This window comes from Arthrobacter sp. GW460-12-1-14-TSB2 (assembly GCF_059423525.1).
On record NZ_JBWKYC010000001.1, the window covers coordinates 374,339 to 394,728 of the forward strand.

At 66.1% G+C, this 20,390-nt stretch carries 18 protein-coding genes; 2 read left to right on the forward strand and 16 right to left on the reverse strand.

The annotated features are described in order from the left end of the window. Positions 1-106 precede the first annotated feature (106 nt). From pyrF to pyrR, 7 genes are read right to left on the reverse strand one after another with little or no spacing between them, the layout of a single operon-like run. A complete protein-coding gene (pyrF, locus tag AC07YR_RS01785; protein ID WP_436057751.1) occupies positions 107-973 on the reverse strand; it encodes an orotidine-5'-phosphate decarboxylase in 867 nt (288 codons plus the stop codon). Further along, positions 966-4,295 carry a carbamoyl-phosphate synthase large subunit gene (gene carB / locus AC07YR_RS01790; protein ID WP_436057752.1) on the reverse strand — a complete coding sequence of 1,110 codons (3,330 nt, stop codon included), beginning with the start codon at positions 4,293-4,295 and terminating at the stop codon, positions 966-968. The genes pyrF and carB overlap by 8 nt, the downstream gene beginning before the upstream one ends. Beyond that, positions 4,295-5,581: a glutamine-hydrolyzing carbamoyl-phosphate synthase small subunit gene (carA, locus tag AC07YR_RS01795; protein ID WP_436057753.1), complete on the reverse strand. Its 1,287-nt coding sequence runs from the start codon at positions 5,579-5,581 to the stop codon at positions 4,295-4,297. Before carA ends, carB begins: the two co-directional genes overlap by 1 nt. Continuing rightward, a complete protein-coding gene (locus tag AC07YR_RS01800) occupies positions 5,562-6,083 on the reverse strand; it encodes a PH-like domain-containing protein (protein WP_436057754.1) in 522 nt (173 codons plus the stop codon). The genes carA and AC07YR_RS01800 overlap by 20 nt, the downstream gene beginning before the upstream one ends. After that, complete coding sequence (locus tag AC07YR_RS01805; protein ID WP_436057755.1) at positions 6,083-7,465, reverse strand: dihydroorotase; 1,383 nt, start codon at positions 7,463-7,465, stop codon at positions 6,083-6,085. The genes AC07YR_RS01800 and AC07YR_RS01805 overlap by 1 nt, the downstream gene beginning before the upstream one ends. Beyond that, entirely contained in the window at positions 7,465-8,478 is a 1,014-nt protein-coding gene (locus tag AC07YR_RS01810; protein ID WP_436057756.1) for an aspartate carbamoyltransferase catalytic subunit, read from the reverse strand. The genes AC07YR_RS01805 and AC07YR_RS01810 overlap by 1 nt, the downstream gene beginning before the upstream one ends. Further along, the gene (gene pyrR, locus AC07YR_RS01815; RefSeq protein ID WP_436057757.1) at positions 8,475-9,059 is read right to left on the reverse strand and encodes a bifunctional pyr operon transcriptional regulator/uracil phosphoribosyltransferase PyrR; all 585 of its coding nucleotides are present in this window, start codon (positions 9,057-9,059) and stop codon (positions 8,475-8,477) included. The genes AC07YR_RS01810 and pyrR overlap by 4 nt, the downstream gene beginning before the upstream one ends. Positions 9,060-9,389: 330 nt before the next feature. Here pyrR and AC07YR_RS01820 point away from each other — a divergent pair, with 330 nt between their 5' ends. Beyond that, a complete protein-coding gene (locus AC07YR_RS01820) occupies positions 9,390-11,132 on the forward strand; it encodes a PKD domain-containing protein (RefSeq protein WP_494732860.1) in 1,743 nt (580 codons plus the stop codon). Positions 11,133-11,265: 133 nt separating this feature from the next. Next, positions 11,266-12,546 carry a PrsW family intramembrane metalloprotease gene (locus AC07YR_RS01825; RefSeq protein WP_436057759.1) on the forward strand — a complete coding sequence of 427 codons (1,281 nt, stop codon included), beginning with the start codon at positions 11,266-11,268 and terminating at the stop codon, positions 12,544-12,546. A gap of 97 nt (positions 12,547-12,643) precedes the next feature. Here the strand turns inward: AC07YR_RS01825 and nusB are convergent, their stop codons facing one another. The 9 genes from nusB to ruvX all read right to left on the reverse strand — a co-directional run bounded on the left by nusB (position 12,644) and on the right by ruvX (position 20,384). Next, entirely contained in the window at positions 12,644-13,054 is a 411-nt protein-coding gene (gene nusB / locus AC07YR_RS01830) for a transcription antitermination factor NusB (RefSeq protein WP_028269119.1), read from the reverse strand. After that, positions 13,054-13,617 (reverse strand): elongation factor P, encoded by a 564-nt coding sequence (gene efp, locus AC07YR_RS01835; protein WP_436057760.1) that lies wholly within the window; start codon positions 13,615-13,617, stop codon positions 13,054-13,056. The genes nusB and efp overlap by 1 nt, the downstream gene beginning before the upstream one ends. A 143-nt stretch (positions 13,618-13,760) precedes the next feature. After that, a complete protein-coding gene (locus tag AC07YR_RS01840) occupies positions 13,761-14,279 on the reverse strand; it encodes a tetratricopeptide repeat protein (RefSeq protein WP_436059331.1) in 519 nt (172 codons plus the stop codon). 14 nt (positions 14,280-14,293) lie between these two features. Then, on the reverse strand, positions 14,294-15,385 hold the full coding sequence (aroB, locus tag AC07YR_RS01845) for a 3-dehydroquinate synthase (protein ID WP_494732861.1): 1,092 nt from the start codon (positions 15,383-15,385) through the stop codon (positions 14,294-14,296). Beyond that, the gene (locus AC07YR_RS01850; RefSeq protein WP_436057762.1) at positions 15,382-15,921 is read right to left on the reverse strand and encodes a shikimate kinase; all 540 of its coding nucleotides are present in this window, start codon (positions 15,919-15,921) and stop codon (positions 15,382-15,384) included. Before AC07YR_RS01850 ends, aroB begins: the two co-directional genes overlap by 4 nt. 59 nt (positions 15,922-15,980) lie before the next feature. Next, positions 15,981-17,180 carry a chorismate synthase gene (gene aroC, locus AC07YR_RS01855; protein ID WP_436057763.1) on the reverse strand — a complete coding sequence of 400 codons (1,200 nt, stop codon included), beginning with the start codon at positions 17,178-17,180 and terminating at the stop codon, positions 15,981-15,983. A gap of 26 nt (positions 17,181-17,206) precedes the next feature. Further along, a complete protein-coding gene (locus AC07YR_RS01860; protein ID WP_436057764.1) occupies positions 17,207-18,067 on the reverse strand; it encodes a shikimate dehydrogenase in 861 nt (286 codons plus the stop codon). Further along, on the reverse strand, positions 18,064-19,788 hold the full coding sequence (mltG, locus tag AC07YR_RS01865) for an endolytic transglycosylase MltG (RefSeq protein ID WP_436057765.1): 1,725 nt from the start codon (positions 19,786-19,788) through the stop codon (positions 18,064-18,066). The genes AC07YR_RS01860 and mltG overlap by 4 nt, the downstream gene beginning before the upstream one ends. Next, positions 19,785-20,384 (reverse strand): Holliday junction resolvase RuvX, encoded by a 600-nt coding sequence (gene ruvX / locus AC07YR_RS01870; protein WP_436057766.1) that lies wholly within the window; start codon positions 20,382-20,384, stop codon positions 19,785-19,787. Before ruvX ends, mltG begins: the two co-directional genes overlap by 4 nt. Between the last annotated feature and the right edge of the window lie 6 nt (positions 20,385-20,390).

Sequence of the window (20,390 nt, forward strand, 5' to 3'; positions counted from 1 at the left end):
CAAGTCACCCCGATATCGTCGGTCGGATCCAAGGCAAGGGTCCTAGGAGTCCTCCGAACCTACCCTTTGCCTGGCGCAGAAATCAATGGAGGCGGAAATCGATGGATCAGCTGGTCAGCAGGGGCTGCAGGGTGCGCAGTGCGGCCTCCCGGAGTCCGACAACGGCGGGCCCTGCCGAGAGGATGTCCCGGCTTGAGGTGCCCAGGACCTGCGAATAGGCGGCACCGAAAGTTGCCCGCAGATCCGCGGCCGTGGCGCCCTGAGCGCCGAGCCCCGGTGCGAGGATGATCCCGCGCACCGCTTCCAGGTCCAGCTGCAGGTCCACCAGTGCCTCCCCCACAGTGGCGCCAACCACCAGGCCCACAGAGCCCAGCGCGCCCGGGTACCGACGGTTTTCACCCGCCGCTGCCTCGACAATCCGGCGCGCCACCGAATCCGTGCCTCCCACGTGCTGGACGGAGGCGCCTTCCGGATTGGACGTCAATGCCAGGACGAAGACCCCGCGGCCATATTCCGCCGCAAGGTCAAGGGCAGGGCGCAGTGATTCGAAGCCAAGGTAGGGGCTAAGGGTCACCGAATCCGCGGCCAGCGACGAACCGTCCCTCAGCCACGCGTCCGCGTAGGCCGCCATCGTGGAGCCGATGTCGCCCCGCTTGGCGTCGGCGATGGTCAGCACGCCGGCATCGGCGGCAGCTGCGAGCGTACGTTCGAGCACCGCCATGCCTGCGGAACCGTGGCGTTCGTAGAGGGCCACCTGCGGCTTCACGGCGGCAGCGAGCGAACCCACTGCCTCCACAACGGTGAGCGAGAAGCGCTCCAGGCCGGCGGCGTCGTCGTTCAGTCCCCAGGCCTTCAGCAGCGCCGGGTGCGGATCGATCCCCACGCACAGCGGACCGCGGTCCGCCATGGCCCGGCCGAGCCGGGAGCCGAAAGACTCCCGGCCGGCCATGGTTGTAGCGTCCTGCTCAGGCATGGTGCGCTGCTGCTTCCTGCGCGGCCCTCGTTTGCGAAGCCGCCAGTGCGGCGGCGTGCTCCTGCAGGCTGGTGACGGACCATTCGTAGGTGCGCAGCGCTTCGATGGCCTGGACGGCCGCATTGAACTCGGCCACCGTGGTGATGCACGGAATGCCGATGGACGTTGCCGCCGCGCGCAGTTCGTAGCCGTCGATGCGGGCTTCGCCGCCGGAAGGCGTGTTGAAGACCATGTCGATCTCGCCGGCGATGATGAGGTCGGCGATGGTGCCTTCGCCTTCGGCGCTGCTGCCTTCGGCGACCTTGCGGACCGGGGTGGCCTGGATGCCGTTGCGGCGCAGGACGTCCGCGGTGCCGCCGGTGGAGACGATCTCGAAGCCGAGGTCGGAGAGGCGCTTGACGCCCATGATCACCGAGCGCTTGTCCCGGTTGGCCACGGACACGAAGATCTTCCCTTCGGTGGGCAGCGCGTTGTTCGCGGCCGCCTGGCTCTTGGCGAAGGCCGTGTCGAAGTGCTTGTCGATGCCCATGACCTCGCCGGTGGAGCGCATTTCCGGGCCGAGGAGGGAGTCGACGACCTTGCCCTCCGGCGTACGGAAGCGGCTGAAGGGCAGCACGGCTTCCTTGACGGAGACGGGTGCGTCGAACGGCAGGGTGGAGCCGTCACCGGTTTCCGGCAGCATCTTGTAGGCGCTGCGGAGCTGGTTGATGGTCACACCGGTGCCGATCAGTGCTGCAGCCTTGGCCATCTGCACGCCAGTGGCCTTGGAGACGAAAGGCACCGTGCGGGAGGCACGCGGGTTGGCTTCGAGGACATACAGGACGTCGGAGGCCAGGGCGAACTGGATGTTGATGAGGCCGCGGACACCCACGCCCTCGGCGATGGCCAGCGTGGCGGTGCGTACGCGCTCGATCACGTTGTTGCCGAGCGTGATCGGAGGCAGCACACAGGCGGAGTCGCCGGAGTGGATGCCGGCTTCTTCGATGTGCTCCATGATGCCGCCGAGGTACATTTCGGTGCCGTCGTAGAGCGCGTCGACGTCGATTTCGACGGCGTCTTCCAGGAACCGGTCGATCAGCACGGGGTGTTCGGTGGTGATCTCGGTGGCGTTGGCGATGTAGCGCGAGAGGTTGGGCTCGTCGTAGACGATCTCCATGCCGCGTCCGCCCAGCACGTAGGACGGGCGGACCAGGACCGGGTAGCCGATTTCGTCGGCGATCTTCTTGGCGTCCTCGAAGGACACGGCGGTGCCGTTCTTGGGCGAGATGAGCCCGGCCTCGTCCAGCACGCGGGAGAATGCGCCCCGGTGTTCGGCAAGGTCGATCGCTTCCGGCGATGTGCCGAGGATCGGCACGCCGGCGTCGGCCAGTTGCTGGGCGAGCTTGAGCGGGGTCTGGCCGCCGAGCTGGACGAACACGCCCATGACGCCGCCGGTGCGCTCCTCCGCCGCGATGACTTCAAGGACGTCCTCGAGGGTCAGCGGTTCGAAGTAGAGGCGTGTGGAGACGTCGTAGTCGGTGGAGACGGTTTCCGGGTTGCAGTTGACCATGACGGTCTCATAGCCGGCCTTGCGGAGCGCCATCGAAGCGTGGACGCAGGAGTAGTCGAACTCGATGCCCTGGCCGATGCGGTTGGGGCCGGACCCCAGGATGATGATGGACGGCTTGGAGTGCAGCGCCACCTCGTCCTCCTCGTCGTAGGACGAGTAGTGGTACGGCGTGTAGGCGGCGAATTCCGCGGCGCAGGTGTCCACGGTCTTGTAGACCGGGCGGATGCCCAGCGCCTGGCGGACGCCCCGGACCACGGCTTCCTGGTTGTTGGTGAGGGCGCCGATCTGCTCGTCGGAGAAGCCGTGGCGCTTGGCGCGCTGCAGCATCTCCTGGGTCAGGGCGGTGGACTTGCGGATCTCCTGCGAGATCTCATTGAGCAGCTGGAGCTGGTCCAGGTACCACGGGTCGATCTTGGTGGCCTCAAAGAGCTGCTCCACCGTGGCGCCACCGAGCAGCGCGCGCTGCACCTGGTGCAGGCGTTCGGTGGTGGGCCGCTTGGACTTTTCGATCAGCTCCGGTACTTCCCATTCGGGAACGTGGCTGAAGTCCAGCTGCGAGCCCTTCTGCTCGAGGGAGCGGAGCGCCTTCTGCAGGGCTTCGGTGAAGTTGCGGCCCATGGCCATGGCCTCGCCCACCGATTTCATGGTGGTGGTGAGGGTCGGGTCAGCTGCCGGGAACTTCTCAAAAGCGAACCGCGGAACCTTGACTACGACATAGTCGAGCGTCGGTTCGAACGACGCCGGGGTCTTCTGCGTGATGTCGTTGGGGATCTCGTCCAGGGTGTAGCCCAGGGACAGCTTGGTGGCGATCTTGGCGATGGCGAAGCCGGTGGCCTTGGAAGCCAGCGCCGAGGACCGGGAGACGCGGGGGTTCATTTCGATGACGACGACGCGTCCCGTGTCCGGTTCGACGGCGAACTGGATGTTGCAGCCGCCAGTGTCCACGCCCACTTCGCGGATGACCGCGATGGAAATGTCGCGCAGGCGCTGGTATTCCCGGTCCGTCAGGGTCAGTGCGGGAGCCACCGTGATGGAGTCGCCGGTGTGCACGCCGACGGGGTCGAAGTTCTCGATGGAACAGACAACAACCACGTTGTCGTTCTTGTCCCGCATCATCTCGAGCTCGTATTCCTTCCAGCCGAGGATGCTCTCTTCGAGCAGGACCTCGCTGGTGGGGCTGTACTGCAGGCCCTGGCCGACGATCCGGCGGAGGTCGCCCTCGTCGTAGGCCAGGCCGGAGCCAAGGCCGCCCATGGTGAAGGAGGGCCGGACGACCATCGGGTAGCCGAGGTCTTCGGCCGCCTTCAGGGCCTCGTCAATGGTGTGGATGATGTGGCTGCGGGCCGACTCGGCACCGCAGCGTTCCACGACGCCCTTGAACTTCTCGCGGTCTTCGCCGAGTTCGATCGCCGCGATGTTCGCGCCGATCAGTTCCACGTTGTACTTTTCCAGCACGCCGTTCTTGTCCAGCGCAATAGCGGTGTTCAGGGCCGTCTGGCCGCCCAGGGTGGGCAGGATCGCGTCCGGCCGTTCCTTGGCGATGATCTTTTCCACCACTTCGGGGGTGATGGGCTCCACGTAGGTGGCATCGGCGAACTCGGGGTCCGTCATGATGGTGGCCGGGTTGGAGTTGACCAGGATAACTCGCAGGCCTTCCTCCTTGAGGACGCGGAGAGCCTGTGTGCCGGAGTAGTCGAACTCGGCGGCCTGGCCGATCACGATGGGACCGGAACCGATGACCAGGACGCTCTTAAGGTCAGTTCTCTTGGGCATTACTTCTTGTCCTCAGTCTTGGATTCAGTGGAAGTTTTGGAGTCGGCGCCAGCTGAAGCAGCGGCTGCCTTCTTGGTGTCCGCCATCAGCTCGATGAAGCGGTCGAAAAGGTACGCCGCATCGTGCGGTCCGGAGGCGGCTTCCGGGTGGTACTGCACCGAGAAGGCGGGGATGTCCAGGCAGGAGAGTCCTTCCACGACGTCGTCGTTGAGGCTCACGTGGCTGACCTCGACGCGGCCGAACCGCTCCTCGGGCGCCTGGGTGGCGCCGTCGAGCGGGGCATCCACGGCGAAGCCGTGGTTCTGCGAGGTGATCTCAACCTTGCCGGTGCGGCGGTCCATGACGGGCTGGTTGATGCCGCGGTGCCCGTAGCGGAGCTTGTAGGTGCCGAAGCCGAGGGCCCGGCCCAGGATCTGGTTGCCGAAGCAGATACCGAAGTACGGAAGTTTCTCGTCCAGCACCGAGCGGAGCAGCTTGACCTGGTTGTCCGCCGTGGCGGGGTCGCCCGGGCCGTTGGACATGAAGAATCCGTCCGGGTTGACCGCCTGCACGTCAGCCAGGGTGGCCGTCGCCGGCAGGACGTGGACGCGGACGCCGCGCTCGGCAAAGCGGATGGGGGTCATGCGCTTGATGCCGAGGTCGATTGCGGCGATGTTGAAGCGCGGCTCGCCGTCCCAGCCCCAGTCCTTCGGTTCCACAATGTAGGCCTCGTCAACACTGACTTCCTCCGCGAGGCGGGCGCCTTCCATCGGCGCGCTGGCCAGCACGGCGTCGAGCAGTTCCTTGTCCGTGGCGCGGGCCGCTTCGCCGGAGAAGATCCCGGCACGCATGGTCTTGTGTTCGCGCAGGTGGCGGGTGATGGCCCGGGTGTCGACGCCCTGGATGCCCACAATGCCCTGTTCCACGAGTTCGTCGTCGAGGGACCGCTCGGAGCGCCAGTTGGAGGGCCGGCGCGCAGCGTCGCGGACAATGTAGCCGGCCACCCAGATGCGGCGGGACTCGGCGTCGTCGGCGTTGACGCCGGTGTTGCCGATGTGCGGCGCCGTCTGGACCACGAGCTGGCGCGCGTAGGAGGGATCGGTGATGGTCTCCTGGTAGCCGGTCATGCCGGTGGCGAAGACCGCCTCGCCCAGGGCGGTGCCGGTGGCGCCGTAGCTGGTGCCGCGGAAGATGCGGCCGTCCTCGAGCACCAGCACGGCGGGCGCGGACGTTCCCTGTTCAGGTGCAGTATCTGCGTTTGCTGTTACTTGGGTTTCTGTCACGTTGTTACTTTCCACTATCGGCATCTGCCTGAGGGGCTGCGGAGATCAATTCTTGAAAGGCGTCGAGGATGGCCTGTTTGTCGGCGGCGCGCCGGGTCCGGAACCCGGTGTCCAGTTCACGGCCGCCCAGCGACCAGCTGACCATCAGGAGTCCGTCTTTCTCGACGAACTTCCCGGCCATGCCGCTGTCCTGGCGGACTCCGGTGAGCCTGCCGGCCGGGATGAAGACCGGTCCGGCACCTGCACGCTCGAACAGCACGCCTTCGGGGTGGACGGTGAGTTCGGCGTTGGTCCGGATTCCCAGGCCCTGAACGGCAATGCGGTCCAGCCAGTCGCCCGCCGTGGTGGTGGCGACATACTGTCCGTCGGCCGTGGCAAGCGGCAGGCTCAGTTCCGCAGGCACCGCGGGCAATTGTTCGACGTCGGACTGGCGCCGCAGGCGGCTCCGCCAGCCGGCGCCGATCATGGCCAGCACGAGCGCGATGAGCGGCAGCGTGATGACCAGGGTGAGTGTTTTGTTGTCCATCAGTTGGCGCCCGCCGGACCGGTTTTTTCCGACTGCGATCCGTGGCGGTACGGGGTGTTGAGCTCACCGTTCAGGACGGTGGGATGGCCCTTGAAGAACGTCGCCACGACCTTGCCCGGGAGTTCCCTTCCGGCGAACGGAGAGTTACGGCCCATGGTTGCCATCTTAGAAGGGTCCACGGTCCAGCGCGCAGCCGGGTCCACCAGTATGACGTTGGCGGGTTCGCCCACCTCCAGCGGACGCCCCTGGTCCGCCACCCGTCCGATCATGGCGGGAGCTGTGGAGGTGACCCGGGCGAAGTCCTCCCAGCCCATGAGGCCGGTTTCGATCATGGTCTCCTGCACCACGGACAGTGCGGTTTCCAAGCCGGTCATGCCCATAGCGGCCTGCGCCCATTCGCATTCCTTGTGTTCGCTCGGGTGCGGGGCGTGGTCCGTACCGACGACGTCGATAGTGCCGTCCGCCAGGGCCCCGCGGAGCGCCTGGACATCGGAGTCCGTGCGCAGCGGCGGGTTCACCTTGTAGACGGGATCGTAGCTGCGGACCAGTTCGTCGGTCAGGAGGAGGTGGTGCGGGGTCACTTCGGCGGTGACGTTGATACCGCGGGCCTTGGCCCAGCGGATGATCTCCACCGAGCCTGCCGTGGAAACGTGGCAGACGTGCAGCCTGGACCCGACGTGCTGGGCCAGCAGGACGTCACGGGCGATGATGCTTTCCTCCGCGACGGCGGGCCAGCCCGTCAGTCCGAGGACTGCAGAGACGTCGCCTTCGTTCATCTGGGCACCGGCGGTGAGCCGGGGTTCCTGCGCGTGCTGGGCCACCACGCCGTCGAACGCCTTGACGTATTCGAGGGCGCGGCGCATGAGCACGGGGTCGTGGACGCAGATGCCGTCATCGGAGAACACCCGGACCTTGGCGCGGGAATCGGCCATGGCGCCGAGCTCGGCCAGCTGTTCGCCGGCGAGGCCTACAGTGACCGCGCCCACGGGACGGACGTCCACCCAGCCGGCGGCGCGTCCCAGGGTGTACACCTGTTCCACCACGCCTGCGGTGTCCGCCACGGGGTTGCTGTTGGCCATGGCGTGCACGGCCGTGTAACCGCCGAGGGCGGCCGCGCGGGTGCCGGTCTCCACCGTTTCGGCGTCTTCCCGCCCGGGTTCGCGAAGGTGCGTGTGGATGTCCACCATGCCGGGCAGGGCCACCAGGCCGGCGGCCTCGATGACGGTGGCGCCGTCAGCCGCGTCGGTGCCCGCCAGGTCGGTGCCGCGTTCGGCGATGATGCCGTCGCGGATCAGGAGGTCCTGGGCTGCGCCGCCGAGAATCGCCGCGCCGCGGATGAGGTATGACCCGGTGTGGGTTGCATCCTGTTGATCGTGTGCCATCAGTGGCTCTCCTTGGTGGAATATGCGGGGGTCTGGGTGGCTGCCGGTTCCCGGGTGTCCCCGGAGAGCAGCAGGTACAGGGCGGCCATCCGGACGGACACGCCGTTGCGGACCTGCGCCAGCACGGTGGAACGGGGCGAATCCGCGGCAGCGGAAGATATTTCAAGGCCCCGGTTCATGGGGCCGGGGTGCATGATGATGGTGTCCTTCAGGCCCAGTTTGTCCAGGGCCCGGAGGCGGTTGTCGTCGAAGCCCCAGCGGCGGGAGTATTCGCGCGTTGTCGGGAAGAAGGAGGCGTTCATCCGTTCGCCCTGGACGCGGAGCATCATCACGGCGTCCACGCCCTTCGCCAGGGTTTCGTCCATGTCGTAACTCACGCTGCAGGGCCATTGTCCGACGCCGATGGGCAGGAGGGTGGGCGGCGCCACCAGCGTGACCTCCGCGCCGAGGGTGCGGAGCAGCCAGACGTTCGACCGGGCCACTCGGGAGTGCAGGACGTCGCCGGCGATGGCGACGCGCATGCCCTTCAGATCCGCGCCGGCGGACGGCGTTCCGTGGAGCCGTGCCCAGTGCCGTCGCATGGTGAAGGCATCCAGCAGCGCTTGAGTGGGGTGTTCATGGGTGCCGTCGCCGGCGTTGATGACGGCGGCGTCGATCCAGTCCGTGGCGGCCAGCCGGTGCGGCGCGCCGGACGCCCAGTGGCGGATGACGACGGCGTCCGCCCCCATGGCGGCAAGCGTCTGGGCGGTGTCTTTGAGGGATTCGCCCTTGGAGACGGAGGATCCCTTGGCGGCGAAGTTGATGACGTCCGCCGACAGCCGCTTCGCTGCCGCTTCAAAGGAGATGCGGGTGCGGGTGGAGTCCTCGAAGAACAGGTTCACCACGGTCCGGCCCCGGAGAGCCGGGAGCTTCTTGACCTCGCGGTCGCCCACCGCGGCCATCTCCTCCGCCGTGTCGAGGATGCGGATGGCGTTAGCCAGGCTGAGGCCTTCGGTGGAAAGCAGGTGCTTCATGCGCCTGCCTCGATGACCACTTCGTTGACCGGCATGCCGTCAACGGAATCGGTCTCTTCAAGCCGGACCCGGACTTTTTCGGAGGAGGAGGTGGGGAGGTTCTTTCCGACGTGGTCGGCACGGATCGGCAGTTCACGGTGGCCGCGGTCGATCATGACCGCGAGCCGGACGATGCGTGGGCGGCCCAGGTCAACGATGGCGTCCAGTGCCGCGCGGATGGTCCGGCCGGAGTAGAGGACGTCATCGATCAGCACCACGACCTTGTTGTCGATGCCGGTGCGGGGCAGCTGCGTGGGATAGGGCGGCCGCGTGGGCTGGTGGGACAGATCGTCCCGGAACATGGTGACGTCCAGCTGGCCCACGATGGCGGCAGCATCCACGCTGGGATCGGCGGCGGCGATCTTCTTGGCCAGGCGCACGGCCAGCGGATAGCCGCGGCGCGGAATGCCCAGCAGTACCAGATCCTGGGAACCCTTGTTGGCCTCGAGGATCTCATGGGCGATACGAGTGAGTGCACGGTCAATGTCCGCAGAGTTGAGCACAACCCTGGCCGGAACCGGTGCTTCTGTGACTGATGTCAACGCTCGTCTCCCCTTTCCCCGCCTCACGGGACGGAATTAAAAAAGGAACATTTGCCCTCCAAAATTACCACACGCGCCATCCCGGCCCGGCTGCCCGCCGGGCACGCGGAGAGCGTTTAACATCACATCCGCCGGGCGGTGAGGCTGCCCCGGACTGCGCCCGGTCTTGTCGGCCTCCGAGTGGTCACCGCAGGCGGTGGGGTGTGGTGAGCCGCCCATTCGGGTGGCCGACACTCGGGCTGCCCCCTGATCCCCGACGGTAAGCTCACCGAAGCATCGGCCGGTGTTCCGCACACATCAGCTCATTTAGCTCATTGGGGAGTCCAAATTATGAGTAGGAAAATCCTTGCCGCCGTTGTCGCGGCCTTTTTGGCCATCGCCGGAGTGGTTGCCGCTCCCGCCGCATACTCGGCGCCGAACCCTTCCGTCAAAGTCCTGGACACCGCCAACACCATTACTGACCCGGCCTGGTTTGTCCAGGCCTACAACGCGGGGTTCCGCCTGTACGTGATGCATTCCACCGCATGGGGCACGTGCAATCCCTGGTTCCGGACCCAGACCCAACTAAAGATGGCGCTCGATGCGGGGCTCATGATCGCCGTCTATACCCGTGACCCGCGCTGCTGGCAGGGCGGGATCTCGGCTGCGGGCCCTTACCAGAGCCAGCTTCAATTTTTTGCCCTGGATGTCGAGACCGGCGGTGTGCCGGTTACCCGGGCCATGGTGGACGGCGTCAAGAGCATGGGTGTCCGTCCGGTGATCTACAGCGGGTCAGGCATGTGGCCGCAGATCATGAACAACAGCACAGCCTTTGCGGACGTCCCGCTGTGGGACACCAACGCCGGTTCCCTTGACTACTCGTCGTGGGCGGCTGACTATGCCGTGCCCACGCCCGTTCCCTACGGAGGATGGAATACCTCCACGAACATGCGCATCGGTGTCCAGCAGAAGTTCAACCAGACTTTGAACGGCGTAGTGGTGGACCTGAATTCCTTTGATGCCACGTTCCTGGGCACTCAGTCTCCGGCCAACCACTTGCCCTCAGCTGCCTTCACGTCGTCGGCATCAGGATTGACGGCGTCATTCGACGGCTCCGGATCCGCGGATCCGGACGGCTCCATCGCCTCCTACAGCTGGGACTTCGGCGACGGCTCGCCCGCAGGCACCGGTGTGAGGCCCACACACATCTATTCTTCCGGCGGGACGTACCAGGTGAAACTGACAGTGACGGACAACCTGGGCGCCACCGGATCAGTCACCAACCCTGTCACGGTCACGGGCCCTGCCGCCACTGTCCCGGCTGCCCCTACCGGCGTCACCGCAGTAGCCGGCAACGCCCCGGCCACGGTCACCTGGTCGGCCCCCGGCAATGGAGGCTCGGCCATCACTTCGTACACAGTCACACCCTTCGCGGGCTCAGTGGCCCAGGCTCCGGTGCAGGTGACCGGCAACCCACCGGCCGCCGGCACCACTGTCACCGGGCTGGCGAACGGCACCACGTACACCTTCACAGTCACGGCCACCAACTCCGTCGGAACCTCGGCACAGTCCGCTGCCAGCACCCCGGTGACACCGTCTGCTCCCCAGTCCATGGTGTCCAACGGAGGGTTTGAGTCCGGGCTGGCATCGTGGACGGCGGCCGGCATATCCCTGCCCAGACCTGCGGGCACGGCGCACAGCGGTACCGGCGCTGCGCTGCTTGGCGTCACCGGCGGCAGCGAGCCGCTGGGAGACAGCACACTGTCCCAGTCCATCACCGTTCCGCTCACGGGGACGTCCACCCTGTCGTTTTGGTACCAGCCGCACACTGCTGACGCCACGTGCGGGAACAAGAACAGGAACAACTGTAAATGGGACTGGATGGAAGGCCAGATACGTAGTTCCAACGGCAGCACGCTCAGGACGCTGTTCAAGTTGAACAACAATTCGGGAACCTGGACGCGGGTGACGGCCGACCTTTCCGCCTACAGGGGTCAAACGGTGACGCTCTGGTTCAACGTCCACCTCGACGGCGCTGTACCGGCCGACAACACTTGGATGTTCCTCGACGACGTCACCGTCACCAACAGCTAAAGCGGCCGCTGCGGGCGCCCGACCGGCCTGCCGGCATGGTGTTGCCTCTGGTTGCCTGAGGTTGCCGCCAGACTCGCCGCCGCGCCAAAGCCGGCCTTGGATGCTGCGGTTACGGAGACATAGGCTCAGTCCCATGACATCGAACGCGCCTTGGCCGCAGCACGATCCTCCCGGCGGCCCTGGAAACGGGCAGCAGCCCCCATGGCCCCGGCAGGACCTGCCGCAGCAGACCAACCCCACGTGGATGGGCCAGGTCCGCCCCGGCCTCTACCGGGCGGCCCCCGCCAACAACAACGCGCCCGCGGTGACCACTGTCATGCCGCCGGCCGCTGTACGCAACCGCTCGAGTGCGGGAGTGGTGGGCCTGGTGGGCGGCGGGGGTTTCCTGGCCTTCGCAAGCCTTTTCCTGGTTCTCCCCTACCTCCTGGGCAACACCGGCGTCACCGGGTTCGTGATTGGCTTCATCGCCTCCTTGATTCCCCTGGGCGCCGTGCTTCTGGCCGTCTACCTTATTGACCGCTGGGAGCCCGAACCGAAACGCCTGCTGCTGTTCGCCTTCCTGTGGGGCGCAGTGGTGTCCATCTCCGTCACGCTGCTGATCCAGCCGTTCTTTGCGCTTGCCGCGGCGCCGCCAGCCGGCGTGGACTACAGGACGTTCGCCGTTACGGTCCAGGCCCCGGTGGTGGAGGAATTCGCCAAGTCCCTGGGCCTGCTGCTGATCCTGGTGCTGGCGCGGAAGCACTTCGACGGACCAGTGGACGGCGTTGTGTTCGCCTTCACGATTGCCGGCGGCTTCGCCTTCACGGAAAACATCCTCTATTTCGGCCGGGCCATCGCAGAGTCAAGTACACCGGGCGCCGACCTCGCGGTTGTCTTCTTCCTTCGGGGCGTGATGTCCCCGTTTGCCCACGCCATCTTTACCGGGACCACGGGGCTGATCCTCGGCTTCGCGGCGCGCCGCTGGCACACTGGCATGTCCGTCGTGGCGTTCTTCGTGGGCCTGGTCCCGGCGATGTTGCTGCACAGCATGTGGAACAGCATGGGCCAGGACTTCCTGCTGCAGTACATCGTGGTCCAGGTGCCCATCTTCGTCCTGGCCGTCGTCGTGATAATCCTGCTGCGCGTGGCGGAGAACCGGCTGACGCGCCAGCGGCTCCTGGAATATGCGGCCGCGGGGTGGTTCACGCCGCCGGAAGTGGACATGCTGGCAACGGCCGGCGGCCGCCGTTCAGCGGTCCGCTGGGCGAAGCAGTTCGGCCGGGGCCAGCAGATGAAGGCCTTCCTGCACGCCGCCACGCAGCTTGCCTTCATCCGGCAACGGATCCTCAGTGGCCGGGACGTGCCCGCACACCAGCTCGATGAGCACCGCCAGCTCGCGGAAATCTCGGCACGGCGGGACGCGGTGCTTCGCTAGGCGGAAACGAAAAGGACCGGCCCCCGCCTCAGGCGGGGACCGGTCCATTCAATTGGTGAAAGCGCTGCGGTTGATATCGCAGCCAGGCATCGGGCGGCTATGCCAGCAGCGAAGGCTTCAGCTGCTGCAGGCGGCCCAGAAGGCCATTGATGAACGACGGCGACTCGTCCGTGGACAGCGTCTTGGCCAGGGCCACAGCTTCGCTGACGGCCACGCCGTCGGGAACGTCGTCGTTATAGAGCAGTTCCCACGTGCCGATGCGCAGGATGATGCGGTCTACCGACGGCATCCGTTCCAGCGTCCAGCCCTGGGAGTAGGTCTCCAGGAATTCGTCAATGGCGGTCTGGTGGGAGACCACCCCTTCAACGATTTCAAGGGTGTAGGGATTGACGATCTGGTCGGTTATTTCACGCCGCGACCGCAGCACATCAAAAGCCGAGAGGGAGCGCTGCTCCGCCTCGAAAAGAACATCCAGGGCCCGGTTACGGGCCTTACCGCGGGCGCTCACTAGTCGTTGACCCGGCCGAGGTAGCTGCCGTCGCGGGTGTCGACCTTGACCTTGGTGTTGTTCTCGACGAACAGCGGCACCTGGATCTCGTAGCCGGTTTCGAGCGTTGCCGGCTTGGTGCCGGCGGAGGAGCGGTCGCCCTGCAGGCCCGGCTCGGTGTAAGTGATTTCGAGGACGACGCTCGGCGGCAGCTCGATGTACAGCGGGGTGCCTTCGTGGATGGCGATGTTCACCATCTGGTTCTCGAGCATGAAGTTGGTGGCGTCGCCAACGGTCTCGGCGGACACGGTGAGCTGGTCGAAGTCCGACGTGTCCATGAAGACGTAGTCGGCGCCGTCCTGATACAGGTACTGGTAGTCTCGGCGGTCAACCGTGGCGGTCTCGATCTTGAGGCCGGCGTTGAAGGTCTTGTCGACCACCTTGCCGGACATAACGTTGCGCATCTTGGTGCGGACGAAAGCGCCGCCCTTGCCCGGCTTCACGTGCTGGAACTCGATGATGTTCCAGAGCTGGCCCTCAAGCTTCAGCACGGTTCCGTTCTTGATGTCGTTTGTGGTTGCCACTGGTATCCTCTGGTTTGTATCTGACTGCTTCAAGCCGCCAGCCGGTTATATCGCGCAGGCACGCCAAAAGGCCGCCAGCGAGTTTTTGTCAAAAATCCAAGAACCATTCTACCGGTAATGCCGGCGGGCTGCTGCGAGGGCCCTTAGGACGACATTTCCAGGACGTTCCGCGCCCGTTGCAGTGCGACGGTGGATGAGTAGATCAGCGCGGCATCGGCGGATCCCGCCACGCGCAGGTCAAGGGCCTTGGCGAACTCATCGACGGCGGCTGCGGTATTGCCGCCGGCATAGTAGGCCCGCCCCAGGTGCTGGTGCGCCAGGGCCTCCAGCTCGGTTCCCTGGACTTCGCCCAGGAGCTGGCGGAACAGGTCCACGGCCCTGTCAAAGCGCTTGGACACCCGCAGTACCTCGGCTTCAAAAGTGCGGAGCCTGAAGGATTCGGGGTCGTTGTAGCGTGCTTCGGCGAGGAGTTCCGCGGCGTCTGCGGCATGGCCTTCCGCCAGCAGGACCATGATGCGGTCCGCGGGGTCGGTCGATGCCTGCAGCGCTAAGCTGCACACTTCTTCGTTGACAATTCCCGGCATCAGCGTGTCCGGGTTGATCTTGATACCCGGGAACCCCGCATCCGGCCACTCGCTCGTGCCGCCCATGGAATCAATCATGACGTCGGTCATCATCAAGAGGCAATCTCCTGGTAAGCGGCGAACAGCAGGGAGGTGTCCGGAACGTCGAGAATTCCGGGGCGGGCCACGCCGTCGAGGACAACGAACCGCAGCAGGTCGCCACGGGACTTCTTGTCCCGCCGCATGCCGTCCAGCAGCCCCTGCCACCGGTCACGGCGGTAGGTGATCGGCAGTCCGAGCGATTCCAGGATGGTGCGGTGCCGGTCGGCGTCGGCGTCGCTGAGGCGCCCCACACTGCGGGCGAGTTCAGCGGCGAACATCATCCCCACGGACACGGCAGCACCGTGCCGCCACGAGTACCGTTCCACGAGCTCGATCGCGTGGCCCAGCGTGTGCCCGTAGTTGAGGTACTCCCGCCGGCCGGTCTCCTTGAGGTCCTCCGAGACCACTTCGGCCTTGACTGCGATGGCCCGTTCGATCAGCTCGCGGAGGATCGCCGACTCCGGATCGGTGACGGCGGACGGATCCTTTTCCACAAGGTCCAGGATGGCGGGGTCTGCGATAAAGCCGCACTTGATGACCTCGGCCATCCCGGAAATCAGCTCGTTCCTGGGAAGGGTGCTGAGGGTGTCAAGGTCCGCGAGGACGGCCGCGGGCGGGTGGAAGGCGCCCACCAGGTTCTTGCCTTCGGCCGTGTTGATGCCGGTCTTGCCGCCGACGGCTGCATCCACCATGCCGAGCAGGCTGGTGGGCATGTGGATGACCTTGACGCCGCGGAGCCAGGTCGCGGCCACGAACCCGGCAAGGTCCGTGACGGCGCCGCCGCCGACCGCCACCACTGCGTCCGAGCGGGTGAAGTCGTTCTGTCCGAGGACCTGCCAGCAGAAAGCAGCCACCTGAATGTGTTTGCCCTCTTCGGCGTCCGGGATTTCGGCGGTCAGCGCAGTGAAACCGGCCGAGGCCAGTTCGTCGCGGACGGTATCTCCGGTAAGCCGCAGGGCCCGCGGGTGGATGACCAGGACACGTTTGACGCGCTCCCCCAGCAGTTCCGGAAGGCGTTCGAGCAGGCCGCGGCCCACAACGACGTCGTAGTTGTCAGCGGCAGACTTGCCGGTGACCTTGATGACGGTTGATTCGCTACTCACTTTTCAACTTCCTTTGTTGCGGCCACTGGCTCCGCCGCCGCGGTCTGTGCCGCCGCGTACTCACGCAGCGCCTCTTCCAGCCGATGCCCGAGATCCGCAACGGTTCCGTGGCGGACATCGAAAACGAGATCGGCAAGCCGTTCGTACACGGGCTGCCGGGTGGCAAACAGTGCGCGCCAGCGGCCCATGGCGTCACCTGCCAGGAGCGGACGGCCTGAGTTCCGGGCAATCCGCTCGGAAACCGTGTCGGCGTCGCACTCGAGGTACACAACGGTGCAGCGGCGGAGCAGCTGCTGGGTGCCGGAGTCAAGCACGGCTCCCCCGCCGAGGGAAATGACGGTGCTGGCGTTCCCTGCCTCTTCGATGACCCGCGCTACCGTCCGGGCTTCGATCTCCCGGAACGCGCTCTCGCCGCGGGCGGCGAAGATGTCCGCGATGGTGCCATGGTTTTCCACAATAACGACGTCGGTGTCGACGAACGCCGCACCTAGCTGCTGCGCCAGCTGGTGGCCGATCGCCGACTTTCCAACCGCCATGGGTCCGATGAGGGCGATGGGCCGTCGTGGCACAGCGCCGTGCCTGATGCTGCCCGGCACTACTGGCCGATCGAGTCCAGGGACGCCGGAATGTTGTCCAGGTAACCCTTGATGTTGCGGGCGGTCTCCGCGACCGAATCTCCGCCGAACTTTTCTGCCACTGCCTCGGCGAGCACCAGGGCCACCATGGCCTCGGCCACAACGCCCGCGGCCGGGACCGCACAGACGTCAGAGCGCTGGTGGTGGGCCTTGGCGGCCTCGCCGGTGCTCACGTCGATGGTCTTCAGGGCGCGCGGAACGGTGGCAATCGGCTTCATCGCGGCACGGACGCGCAGGACGTCGCCGATGCTCATGCCGCCCTCGATACCGCCTGCCCGGTTGCTGGTGCGGATGATCCGGCCGTCGGAGTCCTTGACGATTTCGTCGTGCGCGGCGGAGCCCCGGCGCGACGCGGTAAGGAACCCGTCGCCCACCTCAACACCCTTAATGGCCTGGATGCCCATCAGGGCAGCGGCAAGGCGGGAGTCCAGGCGGCGGTCCCAGTGGACGTAGCTGCCGAGTCCGGGCGGTAGGCCGTAGGCCAGCACCTCTACCACGCCGCCGAGGGTTTCGCCTTCCTTGTGCGCCGCGTCAACCTCGGCCACCATGGCGTCCGAGGTTTCCCGGTCGAAGCAACGGAGGGGATCAGCGTCAAGCGCGATGACGTTGTCCGGAACGGGCAACGGCCGTCCTTCGGGCACGGTCACGCTGGCGATCGAAACTGTGTGGCTGACAAGCTCAATGCCCAGTTGCTTGAGGAACTGCGAGGCCACGGTCCCGAGCGCAACGCGGGTGGCGGTTTCGCGGGCACTGGCCCGTTCCAGTACGGGGCGGGCCTCGTCGAAGCCGTACTTCTGCATTCCCGTGAAGTCCGCGTGTCCGGGGCGGGGCCTGGTCAGCGGTGCGTTGCGCGCCTGGTCGGCGAGGATCTCGGGTGCCACCGGGTCCGCAGCCATAATCTGCTCCCATTTGGGCCATTCGGTGTTGCCCACCTGGATGGCCACGGGTCCGCCCTGCGTGATGCCGTGGCGGACGCCGCCAAGCACGGTCACGACGTCCTGCTCGAACTTCATCCGGGCACCGCGGCCGTAGCCGAGGCGCCGACGGGCCAGGGCATCGGCGATCTGGCTGCTGGTGAGTTCAACACCGGCAGGCACGCCTTCAATTATTCCGACCAGGGCCGGGCCATGGGATTCACCGGCAGTCAACCAACGCAACATAAAATCCATCCTGCCACGTAGGGCGGTTAGAACACTCGTCGGGGTGCCCCGACTGCGTCACACATCACATCTATGACATCGGCCGTGACGTCGTCGCCGAGGCCGCTGAAAAACCGCACCTGCTCCACTGCCTGGTACAGCAGCATCTCCAGGCCGGGAACCACGGTTCCTCCCCCGTGCTGCCAGACCGCGGCAATCCGGCTGGGCCAGGGATCATAGGCGACATCGAGCAGGACCCCGGGAGTCGTGGTCCGGAGGCCGGCAAGCTCCTCCGCCAAGGCGTCTGCCCCGTGGGGAGGGAGAGTGGAAATTACGACGTCGGCGGCCGCCATTGCGGTTGCCGCACCGCTCAGCGGAACGATGCGGACCGGGAGGCCCACGCCCTGGGCAGCGGCCCGCGCCTCGGCGGCCCGTCCGGTATCGCGGACATAGATGTCCGCCGACGGCGCGCCCAGCTCGCTCAGGGCCGCGATCGCAGCCGCAGCGGTGCCTCCGCCGCCCAGCACCACCGCGGACGGTGCGGCAGACACGCCGGCATGCCGCACGGCGTTGACGATGCCCGCGACGTCGGTGTTGTAGCCGATCCGGCGCACGGACGGGCCGTCGGCTTCAAACACCACTGTGTTCACTACGCCCAGGATGCCTGCCACTCCGCGGACCTCGTCAACCTCGGAAACCATGGCGGTCTTGAGCGGCATCGTGACGGACAGTCCGCGCCAGCCGGGCTCGTTGCGGACGGCCGCCATGAATGCCGGAAGCTCCGGAACGGTCACGTCAATGGCGGAGTACGCCACGTCAACGCCCAGGCGGGCGTAGGCGGCCCGATGGAGTGCCGGGGACTTCGAGTGGCCGATCGGATGCCCAAGGACGGCAGCCTTCAGGGTCACGTGCAGCGTCCCGCGTTGGCGGCGCACCAGGCGTTGTACTGCTCCACATACACGTTGTGCTCAGCCAATGTCTTGGAGAACTTCGTCTCCTTGGTGTCCAGGTTGATGGTCACCCAGTACATGTACTCGTTGGTCTTTGGCTTCGCTGCCGCGTCGATGGCGTTCTTGCCCGGCGACCCGATGGGTCCCACCGGAAGCCCCTGGTTGGCGTAGGTGTTGTAGGGGTTCGACTTGTCGGACTTCTGGTCCTCGTCGATGTGGAAGCTCTTGATTCCCAGCCCGTAGGTCACCGTGGCGTCGGACTGGATCAGGCCGGCAGTCTCGGTGTTGTTCGGCTTGAGCCGGTTGTAGATGGCACCGGCAACATCGCCGTACTCGGCCTGGCCGCCTTCGGCCTGGACGATGCTGGCGACCGTGACCACGTCGTACTGCTTCGCGGGATCGGTGACTCCCTGCGCCTTCAGCTCGTCAGTCGTGACGGTGACGAGGTTCTTGAGGATGTCCTTCGCCGGCGTCCCCAGCGGGAAGCGGTGCTCGCCGGGCGCCAGGTAGCCTTCCAGGTTCTTGGCCTTGGCCGGCAGCCCGAACTGCGCCGGGGAATCGCTCAGGGCCTTGAGTTCGGCGACGGGTATCCCGGATCCCTGGGAGATCGCCTGCAGCGACTCGCCAATCCGGAGCCCCGCGCTCAGGGCGAAGTACATGACTTTGCCTTCACCCTTGCCCAGCAGGACGGCGACCGCGTCGGAGTTCTTCATCTCCTGGCGGAACTGGAATTCCCCGGGGGCAATGGTTCCGCCGGACGCGGTGAGCTCCCGCAGGAACGTGTCCGCATTGGCCACGACCTTCTGGTCCTGGAGCTTGGTGGCAACTGACCTGGTGCCTTCGCCGGGCTCCACGGATACGTTCACTGCTCCTGCGCCGGGTCCGGGGTAATCGGCGATGGTGTCCGCGCCGAGCAGTGGTTTCAGGAACTGGGCGCCCACCACAAGGGCCGTGACGAAGACCGCAAGCGTCAGCAGGAGCGCCAGCCACCGGCGGCGGCGGCGAACCTTCTTGGATTTGGTCGGGGCGACGCCAACGGAGGACGCGCCGGCCATCAGCGGGTGCCCGGGTTCGTCAGCGTGATGCTCGTGGTGCTCCGCTGCCGGATAGACGTCGGCGTCATCGTAGACATGGTGTGCCTCGTCCTCGTGGTGCCCTGCGTAAGCGGCGTTGTCAGCGTAGCCGTGCTCTGCGTAACCCTGCTCCGCGTACTCGTGGTGCCCGACTTCGTGGTGCCCGGCCTCCGGGTGCAGCTCTGTGTGCGGGTCGTAAGCGTGCGCATCGAGCTCCGCGGAGCCTTCCGGGTGCACAGCCTCTTCGTGGTGGAGCGGCGCAGCGGGCGCAGCTTCCTCGGGGTGCACAGCTTCCTCGTGGTGAGGCGGCGCGGGGTGCACAGCCTCGTCGGGGTGGAGCGGCGCAGCGGGCGCAGCTTCCTCGGAGTGCACAGGACGTTCGTGGTGGAGCGGGACCGCCTGCTGCTGCACAGTGGGCGGCTCCGCCGGCATGGCGGGTGGCACCTGCGGTTCGTCACCGGGCGTCTCAAACGCCTGTGGTGGGACGACGTCATTGCCTTCGGTTGTCAGGAATTTCTCCCTGGCCCGAATTTCCTTGCGCGTCAGCTGACGTCCGGAGTCACTGAATTCCTCACCTGAGGACTCGCCGCTGTTGACCGGGCTCACTGTAGCCTTCCATTTTCTGAAGATTGCACATTGTTTCCGGAGACTGCCTGCTCAGCGTTTCCCGCTGCGGCGTCCCCCGAAAGCCCCGTCTGGGAAACCGCAAACACGCGGCTTCCAACATCCGTTCCCCTGGCTTTTTGCATGTCGATCGCGTGCTGCAGAATTCCTGCGGCGGCAACCTGATCCACCACCTTACGGTGATTCCGGCTGCTCATGCCAGCTTCGTGCAGGTTGCGGTGGGCCGTCACCGTGCTCAAACGCTCATCAATAAGCTGCACCGGAATGTCCGAGCCAAGCCCTGCAAGGGCTCCGGCCAGAAGTTCCGCATAGTCCGTGGCCATCCTTGCCGAAGCGTGCTCTTCACCCTTGAGCGTGCGTGGCAGGCCAACGAAGATCTGGACGGCGTCCAGCTCGGAAGCAAGGGCAGCCAGCACCCGGACATCCGTATTCTTCTTGGCGTTCCGCTCGAGTGTCTTCAAGGGTGTGGCAAGGATTCCGTCGCGGTCGCAGACGGCAACGCCCACACGGACGGTGCCCACGTCCACCCCCAGTTTGATGCCCCGGGGGTAGGCGTCGGGTGCAGCAGATTCGTTCACGGTTCG

Excerpts from the sequence above, each read along its gene's own strand:
- pyrF (WP_436057751.1), bottom strand. The coding sequence starts at position 973 with ATGCCTGAGCAGGACGCTACAACCATGGCCGGCCGGGAGTCTTTCGGC.
- carB (WP_436057752.1), bottom strand. The coding sequence starts at position 4,295 with ATGCCCAAGAGAACTGACCTTAAGAGCGTCCTGGTCATCGGTTCCGGT.
- carA (WP_436057753.1), bottom strand. The coding sequence starts at position 5,581 with ATGCCGATAGTGGAAAGTAACAACGTGACAGAAACCCAAGTAACAGCA.
- AC07YR_RS01800 (WP_436057754.1), bottom strand. The coding sequence starts at position 6,083 with ATGGACAACAAAACACTCACCCTGGTCATCACGCTGCCGCTCATCGCG.
- AC07YR_RS01805 (WP_436057755.1), bottom strand. The coding sequence starts at position 7,465 with ATGGCACACGATCAACAGGATGCAACCCACACCGGGTCATACCTCATC.
- AC07YR_RS01810 (WP_436057756.1), bottom strand. The coding sequence starts at position 8,478 with ATGAAGCACCTGCTTTCCACCGAAGGCCTCAGCCTGGCTAACGCCATC.
- AC07YR_RS01820 (WP_494732860.1), top strand. The coding sequence starts at position 9,390 with ATGAGTAGGAAAATCCTTGCCGCCGTTGTCGCGGCCTTTTTGGCCATC.
- AC07YR_RS01825 (WP_436057759.1), top strand. The coding sequence starts at position 11,266 with ATGACATCGAACGCGCCTTGGCCGCAGCACGATCCTCCCGGCGGCCCT.
- AC07YR_RS01840 (WP_436059331.1), bottom strand. The coding sequence starts at position 14,279 with ATGATTGATTCCATGGGCGGCACGAGCGAGTGGCCGGATGCGGGGTTC.
- AC07YR_RS01850 (WP_436057762.1), bottom strand. The coding sequence starts at position 15,921 with ATGGCGGTTGGAAAGTCGGCGATCGGCCACCAGCTGGCGCAGCAGCTA.
- aroC (WP_436057763.1), bottom strand. The coding sequence starts at position 17,180 with ATGTTGCGTTGGTTGACTGCCGGTGAATCCCATGGCCCGGCCCTGGTC.